Origin of the sequence: Sphingobium sp. Z007, from assembly GCF_900013425.1 — a bacterium.
Classification (GTDB): domain Bacteria; phylum Pseudomonadota; class Alphaproteobacteria; order Sphingomonadales; family Sphingomonadaceae; genus Sphingobium.
On record NZ_FBXK01000001.1, the window covers coordinates 391146 to 404607 of the forward strand.

The following is a 13462-nucleotide window of genomic DNA, read 5'->3' on the forward strand; positions in this document are numbered from 1 at the left end:
GTCAGTATGGGCGATCTTAACTCACCAAATCAGGCAAGCCGAATGGCCACGATCGACCGCTATTATTTCCATGTCTGCACCGATGGCGCGCGCCGCCGCGGCGTGGATGTCGATCGGCTGCTGGCGTCGGCCGGAATCGCCCCGGCCCAGCTTCACGATCCCGCCTGGCGCGGCGATGTCGATGCGATGGCGCGCTTGGTGCGCAGCATATGGAGTGCGCTCGGCGACGAATATATGGGCTATACCGCCCATGCCATGCCGCTCGGCGCCTTCGCCTTCGCCTGCGAATCCGCGCTCGCCGGCCCCAGCGTGGCGGATGGACTGCGCCGCGCGATCCGCTTCTACAATCTCGCCAGCCAGGACATCCATACCAGCCTGCATGACGATGGCGACCGGCTGCGCGTCACCGTCCGCTTCGCCGATCCGGCGCGCGATTCCACCCATTATTTCAGCGAATTCTGGCTCATCATCTGGCACCGGCTCGCCTGTTGGCTGGCGGGCGAAACGGTGCCGATGCTGGAGGCGCATTTCGACTATCCGCGCCCCGACGCCTATTTCGAGGAGTTCAAATATCTCTTCCCCTGTCCGCGCCGCTTCGATGCGGGCGAACGCGCCATCGCGATGGATGCGCCCGCCCTGCATGGCCCGGTGCGCCGCAGCCGGGATGAATTGACGCAGATGCTGCGCGACGCGCCGCTGGCGATGATGTCGATCCCGGCGAGCGACCGCACCCTTGGTCGCCAGGTCCGGCTGATGCTGGCGCGCGATCCTGCCATGGGCGCGGACGGCGTGGCCCATGCGCTCGCCCTTCACCCCGACACGCTGCGTCGCCGCCTGCGCGGGGAGGGAAGCAGCCTCACCACCATTCGCGAAAATATCCGCCGCGACGCCGCCACCCGTGACCTCGCCAGCACCGGCCGCAGCGTGGAGGCGATCGCCGCCGCCCTGGGCTATGCCGAACCGCGCAGCTTCACCCGCGCCTTCCACGCCTGGACCGGCATGAGTCCGTCCCGCTACCGCCGCCGCCATGGCGCGGGGCAGGCGTAGTGACGTCTTTCGTCACCCCAGGATAACGAGAATCGACCATTTGCGGCCATATAACCCCTCCCCTTCAGGGGAGGGGCGAAAGAAAAGCAGCTCGTCCGCTCACCACCCCTTCTCGTCATTACCGCGAAGGCGGGAACCCATCTCCCAACCTCTCGACACGGTGTGAAGGCAGGAGATGGATCTCCGCCTTGCGGGAATGACGGTGTGGCAATGGCACGTCCGAAACCACCCAACGCCGCCGCCCCATTCCGCGCCCACCTTCAAAAAAACCTTTCAATGTAGGATTTCATTTGCTTCACACTGTCGGATTACAATTGCCGACTCGCCCCAGATCGCTATCGCCTTCACCCCGGTCCCGCTCACGCGGCAGCGGCATGATGGCTGGACGCTCACGACGCAGCGGCGCTTCATCGATGCGCTTGGCGCTTTGGGTTCCGTGGGGCAGGCGGCCCGCGCCGTCGATATGACGCGGGCCAGCGCCTATCGGTTGCGCGCAAGGCCGGGCGCGGACAGTTTCGCCGCCGCCTGGGACCAGGCGCTCGACATCGGCCGCGCCCGCATGTTCGACGTCGCCATGACCCGCGCGATTGACGGGCATACGACCATCCGCATCACGCGCGGCGGGGCTTTCACGCTGGATCAGGGCGTCGCACGCCATCTGGTGGCCGCCGCCATCCGGGAGGCGCCGCCCCAGCCCCCAAAGATGCCATAAGGTGACAAGGGCGCGCGCTTCTTACGGCGCCTTTGTCACCTTAAGCCGCGTCTCCACCCTTTTAGTTGCGCAGCACCCAGCCGCCATCGACATTGATCGTCTGCCCGGTGATCCACGCGCCCGCCGGCGAACAGAGCAGGAGCAGCGCGCCGACCAGTTCGTCGGGCTGGCCTTTCATCCGCAACGGGATGCGCATCTTCATCATGTCGACCAGCGGCCCTTCTTCGGGGGTCAGCATCTTGCCCGCGTCGCTCTGCGTCATGCCCGGCGCGATGGCGTTGACGGCGATGCCCCTGGGGCCAAGTTCAGTCGCCAGCGTGGTGGTCAGCCCCAGCATCGCCACCTTGCTAACGCCATAGGCGGTCTGCGCCGGGAAAGCGCCGGCCGACAATTGGTTGACGATGCGCCCGCTCCCGCTTTTTTCCAGCAGGGGCAGCGCGGCGCGGCAGCAATTGACCGCGCCCTGCACATTGACCTCGATCAGCCGCCGCCACGCCTCGACCGGCATGGCGAGCAAGGGCGTGCCGACCGATTCCACCATCAGTGCCGCATTATTGACCAATATGTCGACGCCGCCGAACGCCGCCTGCGCCGCCGCGACCATGGCCTCGACGGCGGGGATGTCGGTGATGTCCACCTGCACCGCTATCGCCTTGCCACCCGCCGCGACGATTTCGTCGGCCACCACTGTCGCACCCTCGCCATTGATGTCGGCGACGACCACCGCCGCCCCAGCCGCTGCGAGTCCCGTCGCATAGGCGCGGCCGATATTATTGCCCCGGCCGCCCGCGCCGGTGACGATCGCCACCTTGCGGTCCAGCCGAAATTGTTCGATCGAAAATGTCATGTCGTGTCTTCCTGCTCAGGCCGGGTTTCAGGCGATGGTGACGGTCTTGTAGTGCAGGAATTCCTCGATCCCCGCCTTGCCGCCTTCTTTGCCGAAGCCGGAAATGCCGATCCCGCCAAAGGGCGTATGCGCATTGATCTGGGTCGCGCCGTTCACATAGACGCCGCCTGCATGGAGCCGCTCGGCCAGCCGGTGCACGCGCTTCAGGTCATTGGACTGGATATAGGCGGCCAGCCCATATTCGCTGTTGTTGGCGATGGCCACGGCCTCATCCTCGTCATGGAATTTCATGACGACGATCGCCGGGCCGAAAATCTCGACCTGTGCGATCTCGCTGTCCGGGTCGGCGTCGGCGATGATCGTCGGCTCGATATAATTGCCCGTGGCCAGTGCCCCGCCGCATCGGTTTCCGCCCATCACGAACCGGCCCGACCCTTCCGATCGCACCCGGTCGAACATGCCCAATACCCGGTCCACCGCCGCCGCGTTGATCAGCGGCCCGACCTGCGTGCCCTCCTCGAACGGATTGCCGACCTTGTACCGGCTGGCGATCGCGGTCAGCTTTTCCAGCACCGCGTCATAGATATCGGCATGGACCAGCAACCGGGTCGGAAGCGCGCAACCCTGGCCCGCCAATATGCCGATGGTCCAGAAAATCGCCCGCTCGCATGCCGCGTCTATGTCCGCGTCGGGGAACAGCAGGCTGGCCGATTTGCCGCCCAGTTCCATGATCGACGGCTTGATCCGGTCGGCGCACGCCGCCATGATCTTGCGTGCGGTGATCGGCCCGCCGGTAAAGGTGATAAGGCCCACTTTGGGATGCCGCACCAGCGCTTCGCCCGCCTCCGCCGTGCCCGGCAGGATCGACAGCACGCCGTCGGGCACACCGGCTTCCTTTGCCAGTCGCGCGAAAAGTTCGGGTGCGAAGGGGGTGAGTTCGGCGGGCTTGACGATCACACAATTGCCCGCCGCCAGCGCCGGGCCGACCTTCATGCCCAGAGAGATGAGCGGACCGTTCCAGGTTATGATGATGCCCACGATGCCGATCGGTTCGGGCATTGTGTAGGAAAATTCGCCGCGCGTATCGAGCGTGGAGAGCATCTCCCCCGACAGTTTGTCGCACCAGCCGGCATAATAGCGGGTCCAGGCGACAGCCGTGCCGACGCTGCCCGTTCCCATCATCAACGGCGTGCCGCCGTCCAGCGCGGCCATCTTGCCGAAATCCTGCGCGTGGGCCTCGATCAGGTCGGCCAGCCGGTTCAGGATGGCGCGCCGTTCTTCGGGCCGGGTGCGGCGCCATTGCTCGCGCACCGACTCCGCCTTGGCGACGGCGCGTTCGATTTCGGCGGGACCGGCCAGCGGGATGCTTTGCTGCACCGCGCCCGTGACCGGGCTGACATGGTCGTAACTGCCGCCCGACCCGGACGACAATATCTCATGACCGATATGCAGGCTGACGGTGGGGGCTTCCAGATTCATCGCATTTCTCTCCTGAGACGGGGCATTAGTCCTCGTTCGAGTCGGGACTCTCCCATAAGTAAACAGCGGTATACATGGCTTGTCAATCGCGACATGGCCTGACATCATGGCGGCCATGGCAGACAGAAAAAGAAATGCGGACGCGACCCGCGACCGTATCCTGGTCGCGGCGCGGGACGTTTTTTCCCGCCACGGTTTTGGCGAAACCGGCGTGCGCGACATCGCCAAAGCCGCCGATGTCAGCCCTGGCCTGGTCAGCCGCTATTTCGGGTCGAAGGAGGGTTTGTTCGAAGCCGCGCTGGAATCGGTGTTCGACCATCGGGTGCTCACCAGCGTGCCGCGCGACGATTTTGGCCACGCCCTGCTGGAACGGCTGATCGAACAGGACGGCACGGGCGGCCATCCGCTCAACATGATGATGCTCTCCACCTCCGATCCGGGCGCGCGGGCGATTACCGAACGGCTGGTCCGGACCCGGCTCGCCGCGCCGCTGGCCCAATGGTTCGGCACGGACGACGCACAGGACCGCGCGGCGCGGCTGTTGCTCGTCACGGCGGGCCTGTTCCTTTACCGCTCGGTCTTTCCGCTCGACCCGCTGACCGGCACGCTCAGCCCCGGTATGCGCGCCTGGCTGGAGGCGCAGTTGCAGGCGATCGTCACGCCCTGATACAAACATAGTTGACCTATATATCTATGTTGGTCCAAGGCATGTGGGAATCATAAGCGGGGCGAAGCGCTGGAACATGGATATTGCAAGGCTCTTTGACGTAAAAGGCAAGAGCGCCCTCGTCACCGGCGGATCAGGCGGCATCGGCTATATGATCGCGACCGCGCTGGTGCAGGCGGGATGCCGGGTATTCATCTGCTCGCGCAAGCAGGTCGATATAGAAGCCGCCGCCGACCGCCTGCGCGCATTTGGCGACGTCACCGCCATCGCCGCCGACATCGCCACCGAAGCGGGCGTGGCCAAAGTGGCCGATGCCGTCAATGGGGCGGGACCGCTACATATTCTGGTCAACAATGCGGGCACCAGTTGGGGTGCGCCCATCGACCAGTTTCCCCGTGCGGGCTTTGAAAAAGTGCTCCAACTCAACCTGCTCGCCCCGTTCGAGATGACGAAAGCGCTGCTGCCAGCCCTGCGCGCTGCTGGCACCGAAGAAGATCCCGCCCGGATCATCAACATCGCCTCGATCGACGGGATGCAGGTGCCACAATGGGAAAGCTATCCCTATTCCGCGACCAAGGCCGGCATCATCCATATGGGCCGTCACATGGGCAAGTTCCTGGCCGGCGATCATATCAGCGTGAACACGATCGCACCGGGCTTCTTCCCGTCGAAGATGACGGCTTCGGTCGTCGATCTGGACAATGAAGCGGACATTGCTGCCGCCGCCTCGCCGCTTGGCGGTCGGGTCGGCATGACGGAAGATATTGGCGGCGCAGTCATCTACCTCTCCTCGCGGGCGGGCGCGTGGCTATCGGGCGTCACCATTCCGGTGGGCGGCGGCCGTGGCACCATCGACAACTAAAGGACAAGATATATGGGCAAGCCGATCATAGTCACGGGCGCAGCGGGCATTTTGGGAGCAGCCGTCGCGGCGCATCTGGCCGCGCAGGGTCTGGACGTGGTGGGTATCGACCTGGCGGACAGCGCGCCCGATTTCCCCGGCACCTTCATCGGTGGCGTGGACCTGACCGATACCCAAGCGACACTGGCTGCCTTCTCCCACCCCGCCCTTACACCGGGCATAGCGGGCCTTGCCAGTATTGCTGGCGGCTTCCGCTGGGAAACGGTGATGGACGGCAGCCCGGACAGTTGGGATTTCCTCTACCGCATCAATGTCCGCACAGCGCTCAATGCCGCCCGCGCCGCCGTGCCGCTGATGCCCAGGGGTGGCGCGATCGTCAATGTCGGCGCTGCCGCCACGGCCAGGGCGGCGATGGGCATGGGCGCCTATACCGCCAGCAAATCGGGCGTTGCGCGCCTGACCGAAGCGCTCGCCGAAGAGCATAAGGGGCAGGGTATCCGCGTGAATGCCCTTCTCCCCTCCATTCTGGACACGCCCGCCAACCGCGCCGAGATGGGCGCAGCCGATGTGGCCAAATGGGTGACGCCGCTGGAACTGGCGCAGGTCGTCGCCTTCCTTCTGTCCGACGCCGCCTCCGCCATCACCGGGGCCAGCCTGCCCGTCACTGGCCGCGTCTGACGACGCGCCATCATTCGTTCATTCATACACTGAAAGACTGTCAGCCATGTCGATGCCCGCCTTGCTCAAGGACCGCCTGACTATCCCTGCGATCGCCTCACCGCTGTTCATCATTTCGCAGCCTGAACTGGTGATCGCGCAATGCCGGGCAGGCGTGGTCGGGTCTTTCCCCTCGCTCAACGCGCGGCCATCGGGCACATTCGAACAATGGCTGCAAAAGCTGAGCAGCGAGTTGACGGACAAGGACGCGCCCTATGCCGTCAATCTGATCGTCCACGCCACCAATCCCCGGCTGGAGGAAGATCTGGCGCTTTGCGTCAAATATAAGGTGCCGATGGTCATCACGTCGCTGGGCGCGCGCACCGATGTGTTCGACGCGATCCACAGCTATGGTGGCATCGTCTTCCACGACGTCATCGACAATGCGTTCGCGAAAAAGGCGGTGGCGAAGGGGGCCGACGCGCTGGTCGCCGTCGCTTCGGGCGCGGGCGGCCATGCCGGTACGCTCTCGCCCTTCGCCCTGATCCAGGAAATCCGCAGCTGGTGGGATGGCCCGCTCGCCTTGTCGGGGTCGATCGCGACGGGCGACGCCATCCTGGCCGCACAGGCGATGGGGGCAGACCTGGCCTATATCGGCTCGGCCTTCATCGCGACGCAGGAAGCCAATGCGGAACCGGCCTACAAGCAGATGATCGTGGATAGCAGCGGCGAAGACATCGTCTATTCTAACCTTTTCACCGGCATCCACGGTAATTATCTCAAACCGTCGATCGTGGGGGCGGGGCTGGACCCCGATAATCTGCCCGAATCCGATCCGTCGAAGATGAACTTCGCCGAACTGTCGGACGGCAAGAAGGCGTGGCGCGACATCTGGGGGTGCGGCCAGGGCATCGGTGCGCTCGACGCGGTTTTGCCGGTCGCCGCGCTGGTCGAAAAATTCGCCGCCCAATATGCCGCGGCAAAGGCACGCATTGCGGGTTGAGGCCCGAAACATCATTTCAGGGGAGAATGGCCATGGCGGCAGTCGAAGCCAAGCAACAATATTCGCAACGCGCGATGGAGATCGCCGCGCGGGTGGAAACATTCGTGCGCGACGTCGTCGTCCCCTATGAAAAGGACACACGCCGCAACAGCCATGGCCCGTCGGACGAACTGGTCGATGAACTCAAGGCGCTGGCCCGCGACGCGGGCGTCCTGACCCCCCATATCCTGCCCGACGGCAGCCACCTGAACCAGCGCGAAACTGCGCTGGTGCTGCGCAAGTCGGGCCTGTCGATCCTCGGCCCGGTCGCCTGCAACACCACGGCGCCCGACGAAGGCAATATGTATCTGCTCGGCAAGGTGGGCAGCGCCGACCTGAAGGAACGCTTCCTCAAGCCTCTGGTGGAAGGGCGGATGCGCTCGGCCTTCTTCATGACCGAACCGGCGAGCGAGGACGGCGCGGGGTCGGACCCATCGATGATGAAGACGACCTGCCGCCTCGACGGCAATCACTGGGTCGTCAACGGTCGCAAGAAATTCATCACCGGCGCGGACGGCGCAGGCGTTGGCATCATCATGGCCAAGGCGGAGGGCGGATCGGCCGATGGCGGCGCCTGCATGTTCATGATCGACCTGCCCGATCCGGCGATCAGGACGACGCGCGTGCTCGATACGATCGACGATGCGATGCCCGGCGGCCATGCGGAAATCGAAATCGACAATCTGCGCATCCCGGCCGACCAGATGCTCGGCGAGCCGGGCGAGGGCTTCAAATATGCGCAGGTCCGCCTCAGTCCCGCGCGCTTGTCCCATTGTATGCGCTGGCATGGCGTGGCCACCCGCGCGCACGAAATCGCGGTCGATTACGCCAACCGTCGCAAGGCTTTTTCCAAACAGCTGATCGATCATGAAGGGGTCGGCTTCATGCTGGCGGAAAATATGATCGACCTCAAACAATCGGAACTGATGATCGACTGGTGCGCCGACGTGCTCGATAGCGGCAGTCTGGGCACGGTGGAAAGCTCGATGGCCAAGGTCGCAGTGTCCGAAGCGCTCAGCCGGGTCGCCGATCGCTGCGTTCAGGTACTGGGCGGCACGGGCGTCACCCGCGACACGATGGTGGAGGCTTTCTATCGCGAAATCCGTGCCTTCCGCATCTATGACGGCCCGACCGAAGTGCATAAATGGAGCCTGGCCAAGAAGATCAAGCGCGACTGGAAACATGCCCAGGGCGCAGCTTTGGAAACCACGCCGGCGATGGAGGTCCGATGAGCTTCGAGGATCAGAAGGGCACCAGCGCCGTGCGCGACCAGCATCGTTTCGACGAAGCGGCGCTGGCGGCGTGGATGACCGCCAATGTCGCGGGCTATGAAGGGCCGCTGACGGTCGAACAGTTCAAGGGCGGGCAATCCAACCCGACCTACAAGCTGGTGACGCCCGGCCGTTCCTATGTGATGCGCCGCAAGCCGCCCGGCCAGTTGGTCAAGGGCGCCCATGCCGTCGACCGCGAGGCAAGGGTGCTGACTGCGCTGGAAAAGGCGGATTTCCCGGTCGCCCATGTCCATGGCCTATGCACCGACGACAGCGTCATCGGCACCTGGTTCTTCATCATGGATATGGTCGAAGGTCGCATCATGTGGGACGCGACCTTCCCCGACGTCGCCCGCGACGATCGTCCCGCCTATTTCGCCGCGATGAACGCCGCCATCGCGGACTTGCACAAGGTCGATTACAAGGCCGTGGGGCTGGAGGATTATGGCCGCCCCGGCAGCTATTTCGAGCGCCAGATCGCACGCTGGACCAAGCAATATCTGGCCGATGAGGAAGCGGGTCGCGATCCGCATATGGACCGGCTGATCGCCTGGCTGCCCACCGCCATCCCCGATGGGGAGGAGGTGTCGGTCGTCCATGGCGATTTCCGTTCGGACAATATGATCTTCCACGCCAGCGAACCGCGCATCGCCGCCGTGCTCGACTGGGAACTCTCGACGCTGGGCCATCCGCTCGCCGATTTCGCCTATCATGCGATGATGTACCGGATGCCGCCGCTGATCGTTCCGGGTCTGGCCGGGGCCGATCTGGCCGCGCTCAACATCCCCAGCGAAGAAGACTATGTCGCGGCCTATTGCCGCAACAGCGGCCGCGATTCCCTGCCCGGCTATGATTTCGCGATGGCGTTCAACTTCTTCCGCTTCGCCGCGATCATCCATGGCATCAAGGGCCGCTATCTGCGCGGCACCGCCGCCAATGCGGAGGCAAAGACCCGTGCCGACGCTTTCCCGGTGCTGGCGGAACTGGCCTGGCAGCAGGCGGTGCGCGCGGGCGCCTGACGCCGGGTCAGGCGATGCGCTTGTCGCTCGCCGGCCAATATCGGTCGCGGATTTCGCGCTTGTACAGCTTGCCGGTGTCGTGCCGGGGCAGTTCGCGCGCGAAATCCACAGATCGCGGGCATTTGATCGCGCTCAATTGGCTGCGGCAATAGGCCATCAACTCCTGCGCCAGCGCGTCGCCCGCCTCGGCCCAGTCGCGCGGCTGTACGACTGCCTTGACCGCCTCGCCCATCTCCGCGTCCGGCACGCCTATCACCGCGACATCGGCGACCTTGGGGTGAAAGCTCAGGATATTTTCTGCCTCCTGCGGATAGATATTCACCCCGCCGGATATAATCATGAAACTCTTGCGATCGGTCAGGAACAGATAGCCGTCGCTGTCGAGATAGCCGACATCGCCCAGTGTCGACCATGTAGGGTGCACCGGATTGCGCGCGTCCGCCGTCTTTTGCGCATCATTGAGATAGTGGAAATCCCAGCCGCCTTCGAAATATACCGTGCCCTGTTGCCCCGCGGGCACTTCGCGGCCGTCCTCGTCGCAGATATGGATGGTGCCCCAGTCCGCCTGTCCGACCGACCCTTTCTTGCGCAGCCATTCTTCCGATGTGATGAACGTGGATCCGTTGCCTTCCGACCCGCCATAATATTCGTAAATGATCGGTCCCAGCCAATCGATCATCGCCTGTTTGACGTCGACCGGGCAGGGCGCGGCAGCATGGACCACATGGGTCAGCGACGACAGGTCATAGCCCAGCCGCTGTGCATCGGGCACGCGCAGCAGGCGCAGGAACATGGTCGGCACCATCTGGGTGGCGGTCACGCGATAGGTCTGGATCGCGTCCAGCGCCGCTTCCGGCGTGAATTTGCCCAGCATCACCACCGTGCCGCCCAGCCGCTGAACCGCGGTCGAAAAGGCGAGGGGGGCCGTGTGATAGATCGGCGCGGGGCTGAGAAACACGCTATGGGCACCCGTACCATAGCGACTCTTCTGTCGGTCGGCGAGCATATGCGGCTCGGTCGCCGGGCCGCCGGTCAGCGGCAGGCGGATGCCCTTGGGCCGCCCGGTCGTGCCGGACGAATAGACCATGTGGAAACCCGCGCTTTCGTCCGCGATCGGGCTGTCGGAAAAGGGCGCGATGGCGTCGTGCCATTGTACCAGTCCCGCCCCGTCGCCGTCGGCGGTCAGGATGGTCGCCAGTTTCGGGCACAGGGCGGATCGCGCCGCCAACAGCGCCTTCAGCGCGCCGATGCCAGCGTCCGCCACCAACAGCCGCGCCTCGCAGTCATTGAGGATATAGGCTGCTTCCTCCGCCGTCAGCTTGGTGGAAATCGGCGTGATATAGAGGCCCGCACGCTGCGCTGCCCAATATATCTCGAAATAGCGCAGCGTGTTGGGCAACCAGATGGCGATCGTATCGCCCGCGCCGATGCCCAACGACCGGAAATAATGGGCACCTCGGTTGCCGATCGTCTCCAGCGCGCCGTAGGTCAGCGTTTCGCCGGTTTCGGCCAATATGGCGGCGGCTTTGGCAGGGTCTGCGGCGGCGTGAAGGCGCGGGTGCATCATGGCTCCTTGAAAAATACCCGCGCGCCGGGTCGGCGCGCGGGCAGGATGGTCAGAATTTATAGCTGCCTGCGATCCCGTAGGAGGCAGGCTGCGCCCAGGCGATCGCGTCGCGGGCGGAGCTTTCCGACCGGGACAGCGCGAATTTCGCATTGGTCAGGTTGCGCCCCCACAGCGTCAGCCGGACCTGATCGTTCAAAGACCAGCTGATGTCGGCGTCCAGCGTGAAATAGGATGGCTGCTGGATGCGTTCCTGAAAACTATAGTTGATCTTGCTCGACCAATAGGGGCGGACCCCAAAAGCCACCTCTCCGCCATTGTCGAGCGGGATGCGGTAATTGGCCGCCGCGCTCAACGTCAGTTCGGGCGCGCGCAGCATCTGGTTGCCGCTCGCGTCGACCAGGCTCTGCACATTGCCGCAATTGCGATCCGGGCAGGGCGTTCCGTTCGAAAATGTGGCCGACGGTGTGAAGGCCGGCGCGCCGGGAAAGTTGGTGAATGCGGCGTGGGTGTAGGAAATCGCCGCCCGCGCGTCGAAATTTGTCGAAGGACGCCAGGCGGCGTCCATTTCGAAGCCATAGACTTCCGCTTGCGCCGCGTTGAACAGGCGGGAAATGCCCGACGTATAGTCATAGGCAGTGACCTGAATATCCTTATAATTGTAGAAATAGGCCGCTGCGTTGAAATCCAGTGTGCGACTGGCGCTTTTGAACCCGATTTCATAGGCGTCGATCTTTTCCGGGCGGACCGGAATGATCGACGGCGAGGAGATGTTGTAGAGGCCGCTCTTGAAGCCCTTGGAGAAGGTCGCATAGATGTTCGACCTGTCCCCGACATCATAGCGCAAGCCGAAGCGGGGCGTCCAGCTGTTGAAGGTCGCGGACGTATCGACAGTAAAGGCGCCGCCGGGCAGGCCGCGCTTGAACCGGCGCTTTTCGCTGCTGTACCGTAGGCCCGCGATCACGGAGATTTTGCCCAGATCATAGGTGCCATCGGCAAAGCCGGAAATCGAATCGCTGGTGATGCGCGCCTTGTAGAAGGGGCGGCCATTGAGGTCCCAGCTTTTCGATCCCGCTGCGTTCCAATAGTAGAACACGCCCACGACCCACGAAAAATCCCTGCCTGCCGGTGACGTGAAATTGATCTCCTGGCTGAAACTGTCGTTAAACTGGTCATAGGTCGCATAGGATGCGGGCGCATAACTCGAATCGAGGTCGGTTTCGATATAATCGACTTCGGTGCGATAGCCCGAAATCAGGTTCAGTGTCGCAAAGTCGAACTTGACCGATCCGTTGAGCGACACGGCGTCGGTATTGGTGTCGATTCGTGTCGGCAATTCCTGGCTGACATGCCGCCGATCCGTCGCGACGGGCAGCGCATTGGGGAAATTGCGGCCGACCGTGTTGCCGTTGAGGGAGGTATAGTTGAGGCCGGAAGGATCGTTGGTTTCGTTGTGCGATCCCGACAGGACGAATTTCACGTCCTCGGTCGGTTCGAACAATAATTTGGATCGCAGGTCCAGGCTCGACTGCTCGCCGCGCAGCGCATCGGTGCGCAGGTCGCGCACAAAGCCGTCCGACGCGCGGTAATAGGCCGACATATCGACCGCCAACGTGTCGGTCAGGCCAGTGGTAAGATAGGCGCTCAGCTTATATTCGTTGAACCGGCCATAGCTGGCGTTGATCTGCCCCGACAGGTCATAGCCCGGATCGCGCGTGGTGATCAGGATCGCGCCGCCGGTCGCATTGCGCCCGAACAGCGTGCCCTGCGGCCCCTTCAATATCTGTACCGATTCCAGATTGGCCAGGTCGAACATCGCGCCGGTCTGGCTGGCGACATAGACGCCGTCGACATAGATGGCGACGTTGGATTCCGCGCCGCCGCCCTGCACGCTCGCGCCGATGCCGCGCACCGTGGGTTGCAGATAGGCGCCGGTCTTGTTGATGATGACGCCGGGTGCCTGGCGCGTCAGGTCTTCCATGCCGTTAACGCCCGCGCGGGCCAGTTGCTCGCCGCTGATCGCCACGATCGATGCGGGCACATCGACCAGTCGCTCCTCGCGCCGCTGCGCGGTGACGACGATGTCGGTATAGCTGTCCGGCTGGGCGGCCGCCTGCGGGGCTGGTGCCTGTTGCGCCTGCGCGGACATGGCGGCCGTGATGGCGAACATTGAGGCCGCGCCAAGCGCAGCGCGATACACGCACTTCATCATCTCTCTCCCATTATGTCTCGTCTTTTTATGCCTCGACACAGACTATAGCGCAGCACCATTGTCAAGCGGATAGAGTCAAAGCG

12 protein-coding genes are annotated in these 13462 nt (G+C 63.8%); 8 read left to right on the top strand and 4 right to left on the bottom strand.

Features of this window, described 5'->3' with window-relative positions:
• Positions 1 to 42 precede the first annotated feature (42 nt).
• Both CEQ44_RS01875 and CEQ44_RS23850 read left to right on the top strand, forming a co-directional pair.
• Complete coding sequence (locus tag CEQ44_RS01875) at positions 43 to 1047, top strand: AraC family transcriptional regulator (protein WP_176400344.1); 1005 nt, start codon at positions 43 to 45, stop codon at positions 1045 to 1047.
• Between the two features lie 436 nt (positions 1048 to 1483).
• Positions 1484 to 1759 (top strand): hypothetical protein, encoded by a 276-nt coding sequence (locus CEQ44_RS23850; protein ID WP_140419349.1) that lies wholly within the window; start codon positions 1484 to 1486, stop codon positions 1757 to 1759.
• A gap of 61 nt (positions 1760 to 1820) precedes the next feature.
• Here CEQ44_RS23850 and CEQ44_RS01885 read toward each other — a convergent pair whose 3' ends face one another.
• Together CEQ44_RS01885 and CEQ44_RS01890 are read right to left on the bottom strand one after the other, a co-directional pair.
• Positions 1821 to 2606, bottom strand: a complete 786-nt coding sequence (locus CEQ44_RS01885) for an SDR family oxidoreductase (RefSeq protein WP_088184522.1) — start codon at positions 2604 to 2606, stop codon at positions 1821 to 1823.
• Positions 2607 to 2633: 27 nt separating this feature from the next.
• Complete coding sequence (locus CEQ44_RS01890; RefSeq protein ID WP_088184523.1) at positions 2634 to 4085, bottom strand: aldehyde dehydrogenase; 1452 nt, start codon at positions 4083 to 4085, stop codon at positions 2634 to 2636.
• Positions 4086 to 4200: 115 nt separating this feature from the next.
• On the opposite strand from CEQ44_RS01890, the gene CEQ44_RS01895 reads away from it, so the two are divergent.
• From CEQ44_RS01895 to CEQ44_RS01920, 6 genes are all read left to right on the top strand, one after another.
• Positions 4201 to 4752 (top strand): TetR/AcrR family transcriptional regulator, encoded by a 552-nt coding sequence (locus CEQ44_RS01895; protein ID WP_176400345.1) that lies wholly within the window; start codon positions 4201 to 4203, stop codon positions 4750 to 4752.
• 76 nt (positions 4753 to 4828) lie between these two features.
• The gene (locus tag CEQ44_RS01900; protein ID WP_088184525.1) at positions 4829 to 5614 is read left to right on the top strand and encodes an SDR family NAD(P)-dependent oxidoreductase; all 786 of its coding nucleotides are present in this window, start codon (positions 4829 to 4831) and stop codon (positions 5612 to 5614) included.
• A gap of 12 nt (positions 5615 to 5626) precedes the next feature.
• Positions 5627 to 6292 carry an SDR family oxidoreductase gene (locus CEQ44_RS01905; protein WP_088184526.1) on the top strand — a complete coding sequence of 222 codons (666 nt, stop codon included), beginning with the start codon at positions 5627 to 5629 and terminating at the stop codon, positions 6290 to 6292.
• Positions 6293 to 6338: 46 nt separating this feature from the next.
• Positions 6339 to 7274 (top strand): nitronate monooxygenase family protein, encoded by a 936-nt coding sequence (locus CEQ44_RS01910; protein ID WP_088184527.1) that lies wholly within the window; start codon positions 6339 to 6341, stop codon positions 7272 to 7274.
• Between the two features lie 32 nt (positions 7275 to 7306).
• A complete protein-coding gene (locus CEQ44_RS01915) occupies positions 7307 to 8545 on the top strand; it encodes an acyl-CoA dehydrogenase family protein (RefSeq protein WP_088184559.1) in 1239 nt (412 codons plus the stop codon).
• Positions 8542 to 9603, top strand: coding sequence for a phosphotransferase (locus CEQ44_RS01920; protein ID WP_088184528.1), 1062 nt, complete (start codon positions 8542 to 8544; stop codon positions 9601 to 9603). Before CEQ44_RS01915 ends, CEQ44_RS01920 begins: the two co-directional genes overlap by 4 nt.
• Before the next feature lie 7 nt (positions 9604 to 9610).
• Here the strand turns inward: CEQ44_RS01920 and CEQ44_RS01925 are convergent, their stop codons facing one another.
• Positions 9611 to 11170, bottom strand: coding sequence for an acyl-CoA synthetase (locus CEQ44_RS01925; RefSeq protein ID WP_088184529.1), 1560 nt, complete (start codon positions 11168 to 11170; stop codon positions 9611 to 9613).
• 49 nt (positions 11171 to 11219) lie between these two features.
• Positions 11220 to 13379: a TonB-dependent receptor gene (locus CEQ44_RS01930; RefSeq protein ID WP_088184530.1), complete on the bottom strand. Its 2160-nt coding sequence runs from the start codon at positions 13377 to 13379 to the stop codon at positions 11220 to 11222.
• Positions 13380 to 13462: the final 83 nt, after the last annotated feature.